15 protein-coding genes, 1 rRNA gene and 1 pseudogene are annotated in these 18,908 nt (G+C 73.6%); 12 read left to right on the top strand and 5 right to left on the bottom strand.

Annotated features, from left to right (window positions below):
• From rrf to ACZ5ID_RS23280, 3 genes and pseudogenes are all read left to right on the top strand, one after another.
• A 5S ribosomal RNA gene (rrf, locus tag ACZ5ID_RS23290) occupies positions 1 to 105 on the top strand; the annotation flags it as partial.
• 139 nt (positions 106 to 244) lie between these two features.
• Positions 245 to 1,216: pseudogene (locus ACZ5ID_RS23285) on the top strand (hypothetical protein); the annotation flags it as partial.
• Positions 1,217 to 1,741: 525 nt separating this feature from the next.
• A complete protein-coding gene (locus ACZ5ID_RS23280; RefSeq protein ID WP_468901118.1) occupies positions 1,742 to 2,659 on the top strand; it encodes a tetratricopeptide repeat protein in 918 nt (305 codons plus the stop codon).
• Between the two features lie 110 nt (positions 2,660 to 2,769).
• On the opposite strand, the gene ACZ5ID_RS23275 is transcribed toward ACZ5ID_RS23280, so the two are convergent.
• Positions 2,770 to 4,068 carry a DUF1015 domain-containing protein gene (locus ACZ5ID_RS23275; protein WP_468901078.1) on the bottom strand — a complete coding sequence of 433 codons (1,299 nt, stop codon included), beginning with the start codon at positions 4,066 to 4,068 and terminating at the stop codon, positions 2,770 to 2,772.
• Between the two features lie 72 nt (positions 4,069 to 4,140).
• On the opposite strand from ACZ5ID_RS23275, the gene ACZ5ID_RS23270 reads away from it, so the two are divergent.
• The 4 genes from ACZ5ID_RS23270 (at position 4,141) to ACZ5ID_RS23255 (ending at position 8,199) form a co-directional block, all read left to right on the top strand.
• Positions 4,141 to 5,169, top strand: coding sequence for an HAD hydrolase-like protein (locus ACZ5ID_RS23270; protein WP_468901075.1), 1,029 nt, complete (start codon positions 4,141 to 4,143; stop codon positions 5,167 to 5,169).
• Positions 5,170 to 5,252: 83 nt separating this feature from the next.
• Positions 5,253 to 6,308, top strand: coding sequence for a FecCD family ABC transporter permease (locus ACZ5ID_RS23265; protein WP_468901115.1), 1,056 nt, complete (start codon positions 5,253 to 5,255; stop codon positions 6,306 to 6,308).
• A complete protein-coding gene (locus ACZ5ID_RS23260) occupies positions 6,305 to 7,333 on the top strand; it encodes a FecCD family ABC transporter permease (RefSeq protein WP_468901073.1) in 1,029 nt (342 codons plus the stop codon). The genes ACZ5ID_RS23265 and ACZ5ID_RS23260 overlap by 4 nt, the downstream gene beginning before the upstream one ends.
• Positions 7,330 to 8,199 carry an ABC transporter ATP-binding protein gene (locus ACZ5ID_RS23255; protein ID WP_468901070.1) on the top strand — a complete coding sequence of 290 codons (870 nt, stop codon included), beginning with the start codon at positions 7,330 to 7,332 and terminating at the stop codon, positions 8,197 to 8,199. The genes ACZ5ID_RS23260 and ACZ5ID_RS23255 overlap by 4 nt, the downstream gene beginning before the upstream one ends.
• A 16-nt stretch (positions 8,200 to 8,215) precedes the next feature.
• Here the strand turns inward: ACZ5ID_RS23255 and ACZ5ID_RS23250 are convergent, their stop codons facing one another.
• Positions 8,216 to 8,563, bottom strand: a complete 348-nt coding sequence (locus ACZ5ID_RS23250; RefSeq protein WP_468901068.1) for an SCP2 sterol-binding domain-containing protein — start codon at positions 8,561 to 8,563, stop codon at positions 8,216 to 8,218.
• A gap of 42 nt (positions 8,564 to 8,605) precedes the next feature.
• On the opposite strand from ACZ5ID_RS23250, the gene ACZ5ID_RS23245 reads away from it, so the two are divergent.
• The 5 genes from ACZ5ID_RS23245 to ACZ5ID_RS23225 all read left to right on the top strand — a co-directional run bounded on the left by ACZ5ID_RS23245 (position 8,606) and on the right by ACZ5ID_RS23225 (position 13,934).
• Entirely contained in the window at positions 8,606 to 8,884 is a 279-nt protein-coding gene (locus tag ACZ5ID_RS23245; protein ID WP_468901065.1) for a hypothetical protein, read from the top strand.
• A gap of 7 nt (positions 8,885 to 8,891) precedes the next feature.
• Positions 8,892 to 9,707, top strand: a complete 816-nt coding sequence (locus tag ACZ5ID_RS23240) for a TlyA family RNA methyltransferase (RefSeq protein WP_468901063.1) — start codon at positions 8,892 to 8,894, stop codon at positions 9,705 to 9,707.
• 5 nt (positions 9,708 to 9,712) lie between these two features.
• On the top strand, positions 9,713 to 10,666 hold the full coding sequence (locus ACZ5ID_RS23235) for an NAD kinase (RefSeq protein ID WP_468901113.1): 954 nt from the start codon (positions 9,713 to 9,715) through the stop codon (positions 10,664 to 10,666).
• Positions 10,667 to 10,951: 285 nt separating this feature from the next.
• Entirely contained in the window at positions 10,952 to 12,670 is a 1,719-nt protein-coding gene (gene recN, locus ACZ5ID_RS23230; RefSeq protein ID WP_468901110.1) for a DNA repair protein RecN, read from the top strand.
• Positions 12,671 to 12,851: 181 nt separating this feature from the next.
• The gene (locus ACZ5ID_RS23225) at positions 12,852 to 13,934 is read left to right on the top strand and encodes a glycosyltransferase family 4 protein (RefSeq protein WP_468901060.1); all 1,083 of its coding nucleotides are present in this window, start codon (positions 12,852 to 12,854) and stop codon (positions 13,932 to 13,934) included.
• Here ACZ5ID_RS23225 and ACZ5ID_RS23220 read toward each other — a convergent pair.
• The 3 genes from ACZ5ID_RS23220 to ACZ5ID_RS23210 form a co-directional block, all read right to left on the bottom strand.
• Positions 13,928 to 15,562 (bottom strand): PucR family transcriptional regulator, encoded by a 1,635-nt coding sequence (locus ACZ5ID_RS23220; protein ID WP_468901057.1) that lies wholly within the window; start codon positions 15,560 to 15,562, stop codon positions 13,928 to 13,930. The two genes, ACZ5ID_RS23225 and ACZ5ID_RS23220, sit on opposite strands and share 7 nt — an antisense overlap.
• Before the next feature lie 71 nt (positions 15,563 to 15,633).
• Complete coding sequence (locus ACZ5ID_RS23215; RefSeq protein WP_468901054.1) at positions 15,634 to 17,013, bottom strand: FAD-binding oxidoreductase; 1,380 nt, start codon at positions 17,011 to 17,013, stop codon at positions 15,634 to 15,636.
• Positions 17,014 to 17,085: 72 nt separating this feature from the next.
• Entirely contained in the window at positions 17,086 to 18,888 is a 1,803-nt protein-coding gene (locus ACZ5ID_RS23210; RefSeq protein WP_468901051.1) for a glycoside hydrolase family 15 protein, read from the bottom strand.
• Positions 18,889 to 18,908: the final 20 nt, after the last annotated feature.

Here is an 18,908-nt window from a genome sequence, read left to right as displayed (position 1 = left end):
AGCGTTAGGGAAACGCCCGGTTACATTCCGAACCCGGAAGCTAAGCCTTTCAGCGCCGATGGTACTGCAGGGGGGACCCTGTGGGAGAGTAGGACACCGCCGAACAATCTTTCAGGACCCTTGGTCCCAGCGTTCAACGCTGGGACCAAGGGTCCTTTTTTATTTCCACTTGAATTTTCCGAAGCGCGTCGGGCAGCCGACTGCGCGAGAATGACTGCAGTACCCGAAGACAGGAGTCGCACCGATGTCCACCAACTCTCCCGAGGACCGTCCGCAGCGCGATGGGCGCGGCCGTGACGGCGGTGACAGGGGCGGCTACCGGGGCGGTCGTGACGACCGCGGCCCGCGCCGTGACGACGATCGTGGCGGCCGTCCGGCCGGCGGTGGCTACGGCCGTCGTGACGACAGCCGTGGCAGCACCGGCGGCGGGTTCCGTCGCGATGACCGCCGCGACGACCGGGGCCCGCGCCGTGACGACGACCGAGGTGGCCGTCCGTCCGGTGGCGGCTACGGCGGCGGGTACGGCCGTCGTGACGACCGTCCGTCCGGCCCGCGTCGGGACGACGACCGTGGTGGTCGTCCCTCCGGTGGTGGCTATGGCCGTCGTGACGACAACCGTGGCGGTTCCAGCTCGGGCACGGGTGGTGGCTTCGGGCGTCGCGATGACCGTCCGGCCCCGCGCCGTGATGATGACCGTGGCGGCTTCCGCCGTGACGACCGCGCCCCCCGCCGTGATGAGCGTCCCTCCTTCCGTCGTGATGACGACCGTGGTGGTCGTCCCTCCGGCGGTGGGTACGGTCGTCGTGACGACAACCGCGGTGGCTCCGGCTCCGGCTCGGGCGCGGGTGGTGGCTTCGGGCGTCGTGACGACCGTCCGGCCCCGCGCCGTGACGACGACCGTGGCGGCTTCCGCCGTGACGACCGCGCCCCCCGCCGTGACGAGCGTCCCTCCTTCCGTCGTGATGACGACCGTGGTGGTCGTCCCTCCGGTGGCGGCTACGGTCGTCGTGACGACAACCGTGGCGGTTCCAGCTCGGGCACGGGTGGTGGCTTCGGGCGTCGTGACGACCGTCCGGCTCCCCGTCGTGATGATGACCGTGGTGGGTTCCGTCGCGACGACCGTCGTGACGAGCGTCCCTCCTTCCGTCGTGATGACGACCGTGGTGGTCGTCCCTCCGGCGGTGGGTACGGTCGTCGTGACGACAACCGTGGTGGCTCCGGCTCGGGCACGGGTGGTGGCTTCGGGCGTCGCGATGACCGTCCGGCCCCGCGCCGTGATGATGACCGTGGTGGCTTCCGTCGCGACGACCGTCGTGACGAGCGTCCCTCCTTCCGTCGTGACGACGACCGCGGTGGCCGCCCCACCGGCGGCGGTGGCTTCGGTCGCCGGGACGACCGTCCGGCCCCGCGCCGCGACGACGACCGTGGTGGGTTCCGCCGTGACGACCGCGCCCCGCGCCGCGAGGACGACCGTGGTGGCTACCGAGGCCGTGACAGCCGTGACAGCCGCGACGACCGCGGTGGCTTCCGCCGCGACGACCGCCGTGACGAGCGCCCGGGCTTCCGCCGGGACGACCGTCCGGCCCCGCGCCGGGACGACGACCGTGGCGGCTACCGCGGCCGTGACGACCGTGGCGGGTTCCGTGGCGGCGACGACCGCCGCGAGCGGGACCGCGACCGCGAGCCGATCAAGCGGCTGCCGATCGACGAGGACGTCACGGGCAATGAAATCGACGAGGACGTGCGTCAGGAGCTGCTGAGCCTGCCGAAGACCCTCGCCGAGGACGTCGCCCAGAACCTGGTCATGGTGGCCCGCCTGATCGACGAGGACCCCGAGCAGGCGTACGCGTACTCGCGTATCGCGCTGCGGCTCGCCTCCCGTGTGGCGGCTGTCCGCGAGGCGGCCGGCTTCGCGGCGTACGCGACGCAGAAGTACTCCGAGGCGCTGGCCGAGTTCCGGGCCGCGCGGCGGATGACCGGACACGTCGAGCTGTGGCCCGTCATGGCCGACTGCGAGCGCGGCATGGGCCGCCCCGAGCGCGCGCTCGAAATGGCCGGCGCGCCCGAGGTGCAGAAGCTCGACAAGGCGAGCCAGGTCGAGATGCGCCTGGTCGCGGCCGGTGCGCGGCGGGACATGGGGCAGCTGGACGCCGCCATCGTGACCCTGCAGAGCCCGGAGCTGGCGTCGAACTCGGTGCAGCCGTGGACCCCGCGTCTGCGGTACGCCTACGCGGACGCGCTGCTCGCCGCCGGGCGTGAGGACGAGGCGCGCGAGTGGTTCGCCAAGGCGCTGGAGTCCGACAAGGACGGCACCACCGACGCCTCGGACCGACTGGCCGAGATGGACGGCGTGGACTTCGTGGACGCCCTCGGCGAGGAGCGGGAGGAGCAGGACGAGCAGGCCGACGCCGACCTCCTCGACACCGCCGACGAGTCGGACCGTCTGTCGGACGAGGACGACGACCGCGGCGACGACGTGGACGATGACGAGGACGACGACGAGTTCGACGACATCGACGACGTCACCGCCGAGGCGCACACCCAGGCCGAGGTCGCGGACGAAGACGAGGATGAGGCCGAGGCCGAGGCTGCGTCGGACTCCGTGGTCGATTCCGACGCCGACGCCGACGCCGACAAGGGCCCGGCCGACAAGGCCTGAGCCATCGTCCGCGCAGGCGCCTTTGTAGGCGGCTGAAGGCAGTTGGGAAAGGGCGGCACCCCCACCGGGGTGCCGCCCTTTCGCGTATCCGCCGCTCCCGGCCGTACCGCTCAGTTCACCGTCAGGCTCCGCAGCACCAGACCCGTCGCCGGCTTGGGGCCGAATGATGTCGACTTGCGGGGCATCGTGACACCCTGGCGGGCCAGATCGCGGACGACGTCCTCGCGGACGGGGTGCATGAGCACCGCCGTGCCGCCCCGCCGCTCCGCCTGCTCGACGGCGGCCGTCGTGTCGTGGATGTACATGATGTGCTCGGGTGCGTCCGGGATGCGCCAGACGTGGTCCAGGAGCGTGGAGTGGAGTACGGCCGCGTCCAGTTCGCGCCAGGCCTGCGGGCGGTCGGCGCGGACGGTGCGGGCGAGCAGGTCCGGGTCCGGGCGGTCCAGGAGGTGGAAGCGCCCGTCGCCCGCCAGCAGGAACGCGTTGCCCTCGGTGCTCGCCTCCGCGAGGAGGTCGAGCGCGTCGGGCAGCGGCACCGAGAACGTACGGATGCGGAAGGCACCGGATTCGGCCACCGCCGCCAGGGCGTCGCTGACCGGAAGCCGGTGCAGCAGCCGGTGGATCGCGCGCACCCGCAGCGGATAGCGGGCCGTGTCCACGAGCAGGACCAGGCCGAAGTCCCAGGGGCCGGGCGCCGACTGCTCCGAGCGCAGCCGCAGATAGGTCGCCCAGCGGTGGTGGCCGTCGGCGATCACCGCCTGGTGGTGTGCGAGGTCCGACTGGATCTCGGCGAGGTCGGCGGGGTCCGTGACCGCCCACAGCCGGTGGCTGTAGCCGTCCTCGGTGGTGGTCGAGAGCAGCGGTTCGCGCTCTACGGTCCGCTCGATGACCGCGCCCGCGCCCGTCGGCTCGCCGCCGTCGGCGCCCGCGTCGCCGTGGTACGTCAGGAGCAGCGGCTCGAAGTGCGCGGCTGTCGTGCGCATCAGGTCGGCGCGGTCCTCCACGACGTGCGGCATGACGTCCTCGTGCGGGAGCACCACACCCTCGGCGGGCTCCGAGAGGGCCAGCGCCCCGATCAGGCCGCGCTGGAGCAGAGCGCCGTCGTGCTGCTCGTACACGTACAGCGCGGGCACCGGGTCGGGCGCGAGGACGCCTTCCGCCAGCCAGTCGTCGAGGGTGAGCGCGGCCTGCTGGTGCCGTGCGGCGGGCGTGGCGGCCTGCGGCAGGATCAGCCGGACGATGTTGTACGGATCCGCCGACTCCAGGTGCAGCAGACCGTCGGGCCGCACCACGACGTCGTACGGCGGCGAGGTGACGGCCGCGAGGCTGCCGACGCGCTCGGGTACATAGCGCAGCCCTCGGAAGGGAAGCAGGCGCAGCCCGTCGTCCGTACGCCCAGTTGTGGTCATTGGTGCATGGTAAGTGGGGTGCGGGCATGCGTGATGATCGGGGGGAGAGCATCGAGCGAGGAGTGGATGAGGATGAGCCAGCCCAGCAGGACCCGGCCGAGCGGGAGCGCGCGGGCGCTGAGTGAGGTGTACGACACGGCTCTGCTGGATCTCGACGGGGTGGTGTACGCGGGCGGGGAGGCGATCGGGCACGCCGTCGACTCGCTGGGCAGGGCCCGGGAGGGCGGGATGCACCTCGCGTACGTCACCAACAACGCGTTGCGGACGCCGGACGCGGTGGCCGCGCACCTCACCGAGCTGGGGGTGCCGGCCGAGCCGGGGGATGTGATCACCTCGGCGCAGGCGGTGGCGCGGCTGATCTCCGAGCAGGTGCCGGAGGGTTCGCGGGTGCTGGTGATCGGTGGCGAGGGGCTGCGGGTGGCACTGCGCGAGCGCGGCCTGGTGCCGGTCGAGTCGGCGCAGGACGACCCGGCGGCGGTGGTGCAGGGGTACGGCGGCCCCGATCTGGCGTGGGGCCGGTTCGCCGAGGCGTCGTACGCGGTCGCGGCCGGGGTGCCGTGGTTCGCGTCCAACACCGATCTGACGATCCCGAGTGGGCGCGGTATCGCGCCCGGCAACGGGGCGGCCGTGGAGGTGGTGCGGATCGCGACCGGCGCCGAGCCGCAGGTGGCGGGGAAGCCGCTGCCCCCGATGCACCGGGAGACGATCCTCCGTACGGGTGCGCGCAAGCCGCTGGTGGTGGGGGACCGGCTGGACACGGACATCGAGGGCGCGTTCAACGGCGAGGTGGACTCGCTGCTGGTGCTCACCGGAGTTACGGACGGCGCCCGGCTGCTGGCCGCGCGCCCCGAGCACCGGCCGACGTTCGTGGACGCGGATCTGCGGGGGATGCTGACCGGCCAGCCGGAAGTGGCTGAAAACGACGGTGAGTTCCGGTGCGGCGGGTGGACGGCGGCCGTCCGTGACGAGGCGTTCGCCCTGGACGGGGAGGGTGAGCCGATGGACGGTCTGCGGGCGCTGTGCGCGGCGGCCTGGACGTACGCGGGCGAGGGTGTGTGCGAGCTGGACGCGGGGAAGGTGCTGGAGCGGCTGGGGGTGTGAGCCGCGAGGTGAGTCCGGGGCCGCGGGGCATGATCAAGGGCCCTGTTGGGTGCTTCACAGGGTAGGCTAACCTAACTTCCGTGTTGGTAGACAGCCCTTCTCAGCCGAGCGCGCACACCGCTGCCGCGCCCCCGGCCCCGGCCGCCCGGCGGCACGCCCTGCGCGCCGCCGGACTGCTCGCGGCCGTGGCGGTCCTGGCCCTGGTGGCCCTCGCGAGCATCGCGGTCGGCGCCAAACAGATCCCGCTCGCGGACGTCTGGCACGGGCTGTTCCACTACTCGGGCACCGCCGACGACGTCATCGTCCATGACACCCGGGTGCCCCGCACCCTGCTCGGACTGCTCGTCGGGGCCGCGCTCGGCGTCTCCGGCGCCGTGATGCAGGCCCTCACCCGCAACCCGCTGGCCGAACCCGGCATCCTCGGCGTCAGCGCGGGCGCCTCGGCCGCCGTGGTCTCCGCGATCAGCTTCTTCGGCGTCACCAGCCTGACCGGGTACGTCTGGTTCGCCTTCGCCGGCGCCGCGGTCGTCTCCGCGCTCGTCTACGTCCTGGGCGGCAGCCGGGCCGCCACCCCGGTCCGGCTGGCGCTCGCGGGCACGGCCGCCACGGCCGCGCTCTACGGTTACATCAACGCCGTGCAGCTGATGGACTCGGCCGCGCTCGACCGGCTGCGGTTCTGGTCGGTCGGCTCGCTGGCCTCCGCCAACGCGGACACCGTCATCGAGATCGCGCCGTTCGTGGCGGCCGGTCTGGTGCTCGCCGCGCTCATCGCCCGGCCGCTCAACGCGATGGCCCTGGGCGACGACACCGCCCGCGCGCTGGGCGCCCACCTCACCCGTACCCGTGTCCTGTCGATGATCACCGTCACCCTGCTGTGCGGAGCCGCCACCGCCGCCTGTGGGCCGATCGTCTTCATCGGTCTGATGGTCCCGCACATCGTCCGGGCCATCACCGGACCCGACCTGCGCTGGATCCTGCCGTACGCGGCCGTCCTGTCGCCGGTGCTGCTGCTCGGCTCCGACGTGGTCGGCCGGGTCATCACCCGGCCCTCCGAGCTCCAGGTCGGCATCGTCACCGCGCTCATCGGCGGACCCGTGTTCATCTTTCTCGTCCGCCGCAAGAGGATGGCTCAGCTGTGAAGGCCGTACGCACGCCCGGGGGTTACTCCTTCCGGGCCGACCCCCGCTCGCTGGTCGTCGTCGTGGCGCTGCTGGCCGCGGCCCTCACGGCCGGCGTGGTCCTCGTCGGCAGCGGCGACTTCGACATCGCCCCGCTCGACGTCGTCCGTACGCTCTTCGGCTCCGGCACCCCCCAGCAGGACTTCATCGTCAACGAACTGCGGCTGCCCCGGGTCCTCGTCGGGCTCCTGGTCGGCGCCGCGCTCGGCATCTCGGGCGCGGTCTTCCAGTCCATCTCCCGCAACCCGCTGGGCAGTCCGGACATCATCGGCTTCGGCCAGGGGTCCTCGGTCGGCGCCCTCGTCGTCATCGTCTGGTTCGGGGGCGACGCCACCGACGTCGCCGTCGGCGCCCTGCTCGGCGGCCTCGCGACCGGCGTCGCGGTCTATCTGCTCGCCTGGAAGAAGGGCGTGCACGGCTACCGTCTGGTCCTCGTCGGCATCGGCGCCGCCGCGATGCTCACCGCCTGCATCCAGTACCTGCTCACCAAGGCCCAGCTGGTCGACGCGACCCGGGCCATGGTGTGGCTGACCGGCTCGCTCGACGGGCGCGACTGGGAGCAGGTGTGGCCGCTGCTCGTGCTCTTCGGCGTACTGCTGCCGGTGATCCTCGTGTACGGACGGCCGCTGCGGATGCTGGAGATGGGCGACGACGCGGCGTACGCGCTCGGGGTGTCCGTCCAGCGGACCCGTACCGTGCTGATGCTCTCCGCGGTGCTCCTCAACGCCGCCGCGACCGCCGCGGCCGGGCCCATCTCCTTCGTGGCGCTGACCTCGCCGCAGCTCGCCCGCCGCCTCACCCGCGCCACCGGGCCCAACATCCTGGCCGCCGGCTGTATGGGCGCGACCCTCCTCGTCACCGCCGACTGGGCCTCCCAGCGGCTGTTCGGCGAGAGCAAGCTGCCCGTCGGCGTGGTCACCGGTGTGGTCGGCGGCCTCTATCTGCTGTGGCTGCTGGTCACCGAACGCAAGGCGGGCCGGATATGAGCGGCCCGCACATCCCCCGCCCCCGTACGGATCCGCCTTCCAGGAGTACGAACATGCAGCGCCTCAGCGCCGAATCGGTGACCCTCGGCTACGACCAGCGGGTGATCGCCGAGGATCTGTCGGTGGAGATACCGGACCACTCCTTCACGGTCATCGTCGGCCCCAACGCCTGCGGCAAGTCCACGCTGCTGCGCGCCCTGTCGCGGATGCTGAAGCCGAGCGCGGGACGGGTGCTGCTCGACGGGCAGACCATCCACGCGATGCCCGCGAAGAAGGTCGCCAGGACCCTGGGGCTGCTGCCCCAGTCGTCGATCGCGCCGGACGGGATCACGGTCGCGGACCTGGTCGCCCGGGGCCGCTACCCGCACCAGGGGCTGCTGCGGCAGTGGTCACCCGAGGACGAGCGGATCGTACGGGAGTCGATGGACGCGACCGGCGTGGGCGGGCTGGGGGAGCGGTACGTCGACGAGCTGTCGGGCGGCCAACGCCAGCGGGTGTGGATCGCCATGGCGCTGGCCCAGCAGACACCGCTGCTGCTGCTGGACGAGCCGACCACGTTCCTGGACATCCAGCACCAGATCGAGGTCCTGGACCTCTGCGCCGAACTGCACGAGTCCCAGGGGCGCACGCTGGTGGCGGTGCTGCACGACCTGAACCAGGCGGCCCGGTACGCCACGCATCTGATCGCGATGCGCGACGGCGAGATCGTCGCCGAGGGCCCGCCGTCGCGGATCGTCACTGCGGAGCTGGTACGGGACGTGTTCGGGGTGCGCTGCCAGGTCATCGACGACCCGGAGACCGGAACGCCGCTGGTGGTGCCCGCGGCGCGACAGCGGGAGGCGGCGAAGGTCTCCCCGGGGGCCTGATTTTCCCGAGCGCGCCCTAGAGCAGGGTCCGCAGTCGGAGCAGGTCGCGGAACCCGGCTTCCAGACGGACCCGGCCCGACGTCCACGCCCGCGCGAAGTTCAGCTCGCCCGCGACCAACGCCACCAGGTCGTCGCCCGTCATGGCGAAACGGATCTCGGCGCGCTCGACCGGCGGCCCCTGAAGGGTCCGCTCCACCTCGATACGGCCCTCCCGCAGGCGCCCGGTGAAGGTGCGGTCCAGATCCGTGAGGTGGCAGCTCAGTGAGCGGTCGAGGGCGGCGGCGGCGCGTACGTCACCGTTCGCGCCGGCCAGAGTGCCGGAAAGTGCGTCGAGTGCCGCGCGGCACTCCTCGATCGTCGCCATCGTGACCGACCGTACCGCAGGCCCACGCGGTAGCGTCGTGCCATGAGCGACTTGATGCCGGAGCCCGGGGCGGAGGCCGGCGTGCCCGACGGACCCGCCGGCCCGGCACTGCCGGACGTGCCCCGCGAACCCACCGGCGACCCTGCGGTGGACGCGCTGGTCGAGCGGCTGGCGGACGTCACCCACCTCGACACGGACGGGCACATCGGGGTGTACGAGGATGTACACGGGGGGCTGCGCGAGACGCTGAGCGCGCTGGACGCCCGCCCGGGGCCGCCGGCCCCGTCCCCCGCGTCACATACGTACGACAACAGGAGCTGAACCGAACGTGGCAGGAGTGGCACGCCGCCGCCTCGACGCCGAGCTGGTCCGCCGGAAGCTCGCCCGGTCCCGTGAGCACGCCGCCCAGCTGATCGCCGCCGGGCGGGTGACGGTCGGCAAGGCGGTCGCCACCAAGTCCGCCACCCAGGTCGAGACCGCCGCCGCGATCGTCGTCGCCGAGGACGACAGCGACCCGGACTACGTCTCGCGCGGCGGCCACAAGCTGGCCGGCGCGCTGGCGGCCTTCGTCCCCCGGGGGCTGAAGGTCGAGGGGCGCCGGGCGCTGGACGCGGGCGCCTCCACCGGCGGCTTCACCGATGTACTGCTGCGCTCGGGCGCCGGGCACGTGGTCGCGGTGGACGTCGGGTACGGACAGCTCGCCTGGTCCCTGCAGAGTGACGACCGGGTCACCGTGAAGGACCGGACGAACGTACGGGAGTTGACCCTCGACGCCATCGACGGCGAACCCGTCGACCTGGTGGTGGGGGATCTGTCCTTCATCGCGCTGGGACTGGTGCTGCCCGCGCTGGTGCGGTGCTGCGCGCCCGGCGCCGACCTGGTGCTGATGGTCAAGCCGCAGTTCGAGATCGGCAAGGACCGTCTGGGCAGCGGCGGTGTGGTGCGCAGCCCCGAGCTGCGGGCCGAGACCGTGCGTACGGTGGCCGGGCAGGCCGCCGCGCTGGGCCTCGGTGTACTCGGGGTCACGGCCAGCCCACTGCCCGGGCCCTCCGGCAATGTCGAGTACTTTCTGTGGCTGCGGGCCGGTGCGCCCGCGCTGGATCCGGCTGATGTGGACCGTGCAGTGGCGGAGGGACCTAGTTGAGCTCGTTGGGGAACGCTAAGGAGACGCGCGGGGGGGACGGTACGGGCGAGCGGGGTGCGGCCGAGCGCACGGTGTTCCTGCTCGCGCACACCGGGCGGCCCGCCGCCATCCGCAGCGCGGAGCTGGTGGTACGGGGGCTGCTGCGCTGCGGCATCGGGGTGCGGATCCTGGAGGCGGAGGCGGTCGACATCCCGCTGCCGGACTCACCGGCCGTACGGACGGTCAAGGAGGCGACCCCGCAGTGCCTCGACGGGTGCGAGCTGCTGATCGTGCTCGGCGGGGACGGGACGCTGCTGCGCGGCGCGGAGTTCGCGCGGGCGTCGGGGGTGCCGATGCTCGGCGTCAACCTCGGCCGGGTCGGGTTCCTCGCCGAGGCCGAGCGCGACGACCTGGACAAGGTCGTGGACCGGGTGGTCACGCGCTCCTACGAGGTCGAGGAGCGGATGACCCTCGACGTCGTGGTCCACAGCAACGGCGATGTGGTGCACACCGACTGGGCGCTCAACGAGGCGGCCGTGCAGAAGGTGTCGCCCGAGCGGATGCTGGAGGTCGTCCTGGAGATCGACGGACGGCCGGTGACCGGGTTCGGCTGCGACGGGATCGTGTACGCGACGCCGACCGGTTCGACGGCGTACGCCTTCTCGGCGGGCGGCCCGGTGGTGTGGCCGGAGGTCGAGGCGCTGCTGATGGTCCCGATCAGCGCCCACGCGCTCTTCGCCAAGCCGCTGGTGACGTCGCCGAGTTCGGTGCTGGCGGTGGAGGTGCAGCCGCATACGCCGCACGGGGTGCTGTGGTGTGACGGGCGGCGGACGGTGGAGCTGCCGGCGGGGGCGCGGGTGGAGGTGCGGCGCGGGGCGGTGCCGGTCCGGCTGGCCCGGCTGCACCACGCGTCCTTCACGGACCGGCTGGTGGCGAAGTTCGCGCTGCCCGTGAGCGGGTGGCGGGGCGCCCCGCACTGATGCCCGGTCTTCGTCCGCGGGCCGTCTGTGGCTGGTCGCGCAGTTCCCCGCGCCCCTGGGTACTTGGGGGCGCGGGGAACCGCGCGAGCAAGCGGCACCGGGCCGCGGACGAGAACCGGGTCAAGGGGCGTAGCCCCTGGGAAACCCAGTCCCCACCCCGGAGGGTTCAGGGAAGGGGCGGGGTGGGGGAAAACGGGGCAGGGGGGTCAACCCTGCGGGTGACCGTGTGGGGTGCGTCGCACACCGGGCCCGGGACCTCGTAAGGTCGGGGGCGTGTTGGAGGAGATGCGGATACGGTCGCTCGGGGTCATCGACGACGCTGTCGTCGAGCTGTCGCCCGGGTTCACCGCGGTGACCGGCGAGACCGGCGCGGGCAAGACCATGGTCGTCACCAGTCTGGGGCTGCTGCTCGGCGGACGGGCCGACCCCGCCCTGGTGCGGATCGGCGCCAAGGCGGCGGTCGTCGAGGGGCGGATCGCGCTGCGCGCGGGCGCCACCGCGGCGATCCGCGCCGAGGAGGCCGGGGCCGAGCTCGACGAGGGCGCGCTGCTGGTCAGCCGTACCGTCTCGGCGGAGGGCCGCTCCCGGGCGTACCTCGGGGGGCGCTCCGTACCCAACGGGGTGCTCGCGGAGATCGCCGACGAGCTCGTGGCCGTCCACGGCCAGACCGACCAGCAGGGCCTGCTCAGGCCCGCCCGGCAGCGCGAGGCCCTCGACCGGTACGCCGGGGACGCCGTGGCCGGGCCGCTGGCCAAGTACGCGGAGGCCTACCGGCGGCTGCGGGCCGTCGCCGGGGAGCTGGAGGAGCTGACCACACGGGCGCGCGAGCGGGCGCAGGAGGCCGATCTGCTGCGGTTCGGGCTCGACGAGATCGCGGCGGTCGAGCCGCTGGCCGGCGAGGACGTCGAACTCGCGGCGGAGGCCGAGCGGCTCGGGCACGCCGAGGCGCTGGCGTCGGCCGCGGCCCTGGCCCACTCCGCGCTCGCGGGCAACCCCGAGGACCCGGAGAGCGTCGACGCGACCACCCTGGTCGCGGGCGCGCACCGGGCCCTGGAGGCCGTACGGTCGCACGACCCCGCCCTGGCCGCGCTCGCCGAGCGGATCGGCGAGGTGGGAATCCTCCTCGGCGATGTGGCGGGCGAGCTCGCCGGATACGCGGACGACCTCGACGCCGACCCGTTGCGGCTGGCGGCCGTGGAGGAGCGGCGGGCTGCGCTGACGGGGCTGACCCGCAAATATGGTGAGGACATCCAGGCCGTCCTCGGCTGGGCGCAGCAGGGCGCGGCCCGGCTGACCGAGCTGGACGGCGACGACGACCGGATCGGTGAGCTGACCGCCGAGCGCGACGGGCTGCGCCGGGAGCTCTCCGTCCTGGCCCAGGAGCTGACCGACGCCCGCACCGAGGCCGCGGCCCGCTTCGCGGACGCGGTGACGGCCGAGCTGGCGTCGCTGGCGATGCCGCACGCCCGGGTGTCGTTCGCGGTACGGCAGGTGGAGGACGCCGAGGGAGTCGAGGTGGGCGGGCGGACCGTGGCGTACGGGCCGACCGGCGCGGACGAGGTGGAGCTGCTGCTCGCCCCGCACCCGGGCGCCCCGGCGCGGCCGATCGCCAAGGGCGCCTCGGGCGGTGAGCTCTCCCGGGTGATGCTCGCGGTCGAGGTGGTCTTCGCCGGTACGGACCCGGTGCCCACGTACCTCTTCGACGAGGTCGACGCGGGTGTCGGCGGCCGGGCGGCGGTCGAGATCGGCCGGCGTCTGGCGAAGCTCGCCAAGTCGGCGCAGGTCGTCGTGGTCACCCATCTGCCCCAGGTCGCGGCCTTCGCGGACCGCCAGCTGCTGGTGGAGAAGACCAACGACGGCTCCGTCACCCGGTCCGGCGTCACCGTCCTGGAGGGCGAGGACCGGATCCGGGAGCTCTCCCGGATGCTGGCGGGCCAGGAGGACTCCGAGACGGCCCGGGCCCACGCGGAGGAGCTGCTGGCGACGGCACGCGCGGAGGGCTGAGCCGCCGCGTCCCGACCGGGTGAACCGTCCCGGGACGGTTCACCCATGGGGGTGGTCCCCGGGCGCGGCCCGCCGCCCGCCGACACGGGGAAACGTCCGGACGGGGTCGGAACGCCCGTACGGGCTGGCATCCTTGGCCGGGGTCCACACCGGCCCACCGCCGACCCGGGAGCCTGTTCACGTGTCACAGCTGCGTACGGTCCAAGTGCTGGGCGGCGGCAGCGCGGGCAGCAGCGCGCATGTCCGCTCGCTGGCGGCGGGACTCGCCGCGCGGGGCGTCCGGGTCACCGTCTGCGCTCCGGCCGCGCTGGAGCGGGAGTTCGACTTCCGGGGCGCGGGCGCCCACTTCGTCGCGGTGCCCCGGCGCGGCGACCCGGTGGCCCTCGGCGTCCTGCGGGCGGTCTGCGCGGGCGCGGACGTGGTGCACGCGCACGGGCTGCACGCGGCGGTGCGCAGCTCCCTCGCCCTCGGCGGGCGGCGCGCGGTCCCCCTCGTCGTCACCTGGCACACCAGCTCCTGCGCCGACGGGGCCCAGCACCGGGTGCTGCGGATGCTGGAGCGGCGGGCCGCCCGCGGCGCCGCCGTGGTGCTCGGCGCCTCCTCCGACCTGGTCGACCGGGCCCGGCGGCACGGCGCCCGGGACGCGCGGCTGGCCGCGGTCGCGGTGCCCGGTCCGCGTACGCCCGCGCCGGACGGCAAGGCCCGGGCCGAACTCGGCGCCGTGGACCGGCCCTTGGTGATGGCGGTCGGCAGTCTGGTCGAACACCGGGGCTACGACGTGCTGCTGGACGCCGCCCACCGCTGGAAGGCGCTCGATCCCGTACCGCTGCTCGTGATCGCGGGGGAGGGGCGGCTGCGGGCCGCGCTCCGGCGGCGCATCGAGGCCGAGGCGCTGCCGGTGAAGCTGCTCGGGCGGCGCGACGACGTCAGCGAGCTGCTGGCCGCCGCCGACGCGGCCGTGCTCGCCAGCCGCTGGGAGGGACGCTCGCTGCTGGCCCAGGAGGCGCTGCGGCTCGGCGTCCCGCTGGTGGCGACGGCCGTGGGCGGCGTGCCGGAGCTGGTGGGGGACGCGGCCGAGCTGGTGCCGTACGGCGACGCGGTGGCGCTCGGGGACGCGGTGGCGCGGCTGCTCACCGACCCCGGGCGGCGCCGCGAGCTCGCCGCGGCCGGGCTCGTCCAGGCGGCGGACTGGCCCACCGAGGACGAGACGGTGGCGCAGGTGCTCAGCGTGTACGACGAGCTGACCCAGCGACACGGTCACTGAGGCACGTGGCGGCGGGCCCGCAGGGCCAGGGAGAGCGCCAGGACGGTCTGCGGGTCGTCCAGGTCCGTGCCGAGCAGCTCCGCGATCCGGGCGAGCCGGTTGTAGAGCGTCTGGCGGTTGAGGTGCAGCTCGCGGGCGGTCTCCGCCTTGCGGCCGGCGTGCGCGAGATAGGTCTCCAGGGTCGGCAGCAGCGGTGGGCGCGAGGCCGCGTCGTGGGTGTGCAGCGGGCCGATGGCGCGCTCCACGAACGCCGCCAGGTCCGGGTGTTCGCGCAGCCGCCACAGCAGCAGGTCGATGTCGAGGCGGCGGGCGTCGTACCAGGGGCGCTCGGACAGGCCCTGGGCCGCCGCCGCCGTCTCGGCCGCGTGGCGCAGCCCCGCCGAGGCCGCCGCCCAGCCGCCGGCCGCCGCGACCACCACCACCGGCGGCGCCCCGGGCCGGGCGAGCCCGGCGCGCTCCACGCCCGCCCGCAGCGCCGCCGCCACCCGGTCGGCGACCGCGTGGCGCTCCGACTCCGAGCGCAGCCCGAGCAGCAGCGGCACCCGGCCCTCCACCGGCCGTACGCCCAGCAGCACCGGCACGCCCACCGAGGACAGCTCCTCCAGGACCGCGCGGGCCAGGACCGCCCAGGTGCCGGTGGGGGAGGAGCCCGACAGGTCCGCGGTCAGCCGCATCACCACCGGCAGCAGCGGGCCCTCGCCCGGTCTGAAGCCCAGCACCTTCGCCTGCGCGGGTGCGTCGTCGGCGGTGATCCGGCCCTCGGCGAGGTCGGTCAGGAAGTCGCCGCGCCCGCGCGCCGCCAGCTCCTCCTCCTGGCGGGCCTGCATCAGCACCACCGCGAGGATGCCCGCGGCCCGCTCGGCCGCCATCCGGTGGACCGGCAGCAGCGGTCCGGCGACGGCGAGCAGGACGAGCCGGGCCCGTACCGCTCCGGCGCCGGGGCCGCCGCCGGGCACGTCCACCAGGACCGCTCCCGTCGGCGCCCCCGACTCACGCGACTCGCGCCGGCCGCGCAGCCCCTCCCACACCTGGAGCGGGTCGGCGCCCACCTCACCGGGGCCCGCGGCGGCGTACAGCAGCTGGCCGTCCGGGGTCTCCAGGAACACCGGGTTGGCCGCGAAGTCCGCCAGGATCGACAGGACCTGCGGTACGCCGCCGCCCGAGAGGAGCGCGCCGGTACACCGGCGGTGCACCTCCTCGGCGCGCTGGAGCAGGGCGTAGTGGCCGTTGACGATCTCGGTGTGGATCTCCTCGGTCACCGTCACGAACGCGACCTCGCGGTGCAGCGCGACCAGCGGCAGCCCGGCCGCCCGCGCGGTCTCCACCAAGGTGGCGGGCAGCCTGCTGAAGCGCGGGCCCAGCTCGACGACCAGGGCGGCGATGCCGCGCTCGGCGAGGCGCCGGACGAAGGCGCGCTGCTCGGCGGGGCGGGTGCCCAGGCCCAGGCCCGTGGTGAGCAGCAGCTCACCGCCCTTGAGCAGGGAGGCCATGTTGGGGACCTCGCCCGCGTGCACCCAGCGCACGGTCCGGCCCAGGCGCTCCGCGCCCGCCACGACCTCGGGGAGCCCGCCGCGCAGCCCGGGCAGTTCGAGAGCGCGCTGCACGGTGATCCCGCCCTGGCTCTCCAATGGGGTTCACCTCGTGTTTTGTCGTACCGGACGTGATGCGGGTCACGGTACGACACGGTTCTCCGTTTCCGTCAGGCCGGGGCGATGTTGTGGTTGTAGCGGAAGACGTTGTCGGGGTCGTAGGCGCGCTTCACCTCGCCCAGCCGGCGCATGTTCTCCGCGCCCAGGCCCGCGACCACCCGGTCGGCGCCCTCGTCGCCGGTGAAGTTGAGGTAGACCGCACCGGTCGACCAGGGCCGGACGGCGGCGCGGACGTCCTTGACCCACTGCCGGCAGCGCTCGTCGTCCGCCGGGTCCTCCCAGATCGCGAACGGGTGCACCGCCCACGGCGCGTCGCGGTAGGGCACCGGGTACTCGCCGGGCCCGGACGCGATGGCGCCGCCCTGCGGGAACAGCACATGCTGGACCGTGGGCGCCGGGAGGCTCTCGGCCCGGCCGCAGAACACGTCGATCAGCTCGTCCGGCAGACCGCTCAGATACTCGGCCGACCAGTAGTTCCGCATGCCCGGCGGGTCGTCGAGCATGCACTGCATCTGCGGATACGGGATGTCGGTGAGGATCTCGACCTCGTGCTCCAGCGCGAGCAGGGGCTGGGCGAGCTTGGTGAGCTGCTCGGCGGGCCCGGCGTACGTCACGAGCGCGCCGGCCAGCACCTCGCCGACCAGGTGCTCGGGGATGAACTCCTCGGGCGGCGCGGTCAGATAGATGACCCCGCCTCCCGCCTCGGGCGGGGCGGTCTCGATCAGCTCCCGGTAGACCCGGGCCACCTGCGGGCCGAGGTGCGGCCGGTAGAGCAGCAGCGCCATCGAGAAGGCCGGCAGCTCGTGCAGGCGCAGGGTGAGCGAGGTGGCTATGCCGAAGTTGCCGCCGCCGCCGTGCAGCGCCCAGAACAGCTCCGGGTTCTCCTCGGCGCTCGCCGTGACCGTACTGCCGTCGGCGGTGACCAGCTCGACGCCCAGGAGGTTGTCGACGGCCAGCCCGAAGGCGCGGTCCAGCCAGCCGGTGCCGCCGCCGAGGACGAAGCCGCCGACGCCGGTGGTGGAGGCCCGGCCGCCGGTGGTGGCGAGGCCGTAGGGCTGGGTGGCCAGGTCGAGATGGCTCATGGTGGCGCCGCCCTGGATGCGTACCGCGTGGGCGGCGGGGTGCACGGTCACCTCGTGCATCCGGCGCAGGTCCACGACGAGGCCGTTGTCGTTGACGGCCTGTCCGGCGACGCTGTGGCCGCCGCCCCGGACGGCGATCTTCAGATCGAGGTCGCGGCCGAAGCGTACGGCGGTCGCCACGTCCGCGTCGGAGGCGCACTGCGCGATCACGGCGGGGTGGCGGTCGATCATGACGTTGAAGACCTGCCGGGCCTCGTCGTAGCCCGGATCACCGGGGACGAACACCTCGCCGGAGAGGTCTTCGCGGAGCTCGGCGAGGGCCGTGCCCGCCTTGGAGGGGGTGGTCATCAGGCCCCCCTTTCGGAGGGGGAACAGGACAACTCCACTCTAAGCGGGCACGGCCCTCCCGGGCGCGGCGGGCTAACCGCCGTACGCCCCCGACGCGGTCAGTCGCAGGGCCGTGTCGATCAGGGGGACGTGGCTGAAGGCCTGGGGGAAGTTCCCCACCTGCCGCTGGAGCCGCGGGTCCCACTCCTCGGCGAGCAGTCCGATGTCGTTGCGCAGCGACAGCAGCCGTTCGAAGAGCTTGCGGGCCTCGTCGACCCGGCCGATCATCGCCAGGTCGTCCGCCATCCAGAACGAACAGGCCAGGAAGGCGCCCTCGTCGCCCTCCAGACCGTCACAGCCCGCCTCCTCGCCCGCGGTCGGATAGCGCAGGATGAACCCGTCGGGCGTGGACAGCTCGCGCTGGATCGCCTCGATCGTGCCGATGACCCGCTTGTCGTCCGGCGGCAGGAAGCCCATCTGCGGAATGAGCAGCAAGGAGGCGTCCAGCTCCTTGGAGCCGTACGACTGCGTGAAGGTGTTGCGCTCCTTGTCGTACCCCTTCTCGCACACGTCGCGGTGGATTTCGTCGCGCAGATCGCGCCACTTCTCCAGCGGCCCGTCCGCGTCGCCGGACTCGATGAGCTTGATGGTGCGGTCCACCGCGACCCAGGCCATCACCTTGGAGTGCACGAAGTGGCGGCGCGGGCCGCGCACCTCCCAGATGCCCTCGTCCGGCTCGTCCCAGTGGTTCTCCAGATAGCTGATGAGCTTGAGCTGGAGCAGCGAGGCGTAGTCGTTGCGGGCCAGGCCGGTCATGTGCGCCAGGTGCAGGGCCTCGGTGACCTCGCCGTACACGTCCAGCTGGAGCTGGTGGGCGGCGCCGTTGCCGACCCGGACCGGCGCCGAGCCCTCGTATCCGGGCAGCCAGTCCAGCTCGGCCTCGCCCAGCTCGCGCTCGCCCGCGATCCCGTACATGATCTGCAGGTTCTCGGGGTCGCCCGCGACCGCCCGCAGCAGCCACTCCCGCCAGGCGCGGGCCTCCTCGCGGTAGCCGGTGCGCAGCAGCGAGGACAGGGTGATCGCCGCGTCCCGGAGCCATGTGTAGCGGTAGTCCCAGTTGCGTGAGCCGCCGATGTCCTCGGGCAGCGAGGTGGTGGGCGCGGCGACGATGCCGCCGGTGGGGGCGTAGGTCAGCGCCTTGAGCGTGATCAGGGAACGGACCACCGCCTCGCGGTAGGGACCGTGGTACGTGCAGTGCTCGACCCACTCCCGCCAGAAGTCCTCGGTCGCCTCCAGGGCGGCCTCCGGCTCGGGGAGGGCGGGCTGCTCCTTGTGGGAGGGCTGCCAGCTGATGGTGAAGGCGATCCGCTCACCGGGCGAGACGGTGAAGTCGGAGTACGTGGTGAGGTTCTTGCCGTAGGTGTCCACCGGCGTGTCCAGCCACACCGAGTCCGGTCCCGCCACGGCGACCGTACGGTTGTCGACCTTGTGCACCCAGGGCACGACACGCCCGTAACTGAAACGCATCCGCAGGGCGCTGCGCATCGGCACCCGGCCGCTGACGCCCTCCACGATCCGGACCAGCTGGGGCGCGCCGTCGCGCGGCGGCATGAAATCCGTCACCCGGACCGTGCCGCGCGGGGTGTCCCACTCCGACTCCAGGATCAGTGAGTCGCCCCGGTAGCGGCGACGGTCCGCCCGGGGTGGCGGCGCGTCGGCCGCGTGGGCCGGGCCGATCCGCCAGAAGCCGTGTTCATCGGTGCCGAGCAGTCCGGCGAAGACGGCGTGCGAGTCGAAGCGTGGCAGGCACAGCCAGTCCGTCGTGCCGTCCCGGCAGACCAGGGCTGCGGTCTGCATGTCTCCGATGAGTGCGTAATCCTCGATGCGCCCGGCCACGTGCAATCTCCAGTCGAACG

The organism is Streptomyces sp. NPDC031670, assembly GCF_055580545.1.
The sequence above is the reverse complement of the archived record's forward strand: the minus strand, read 5'-3'. Positions and strand labels throughout refer to the sequence as shown.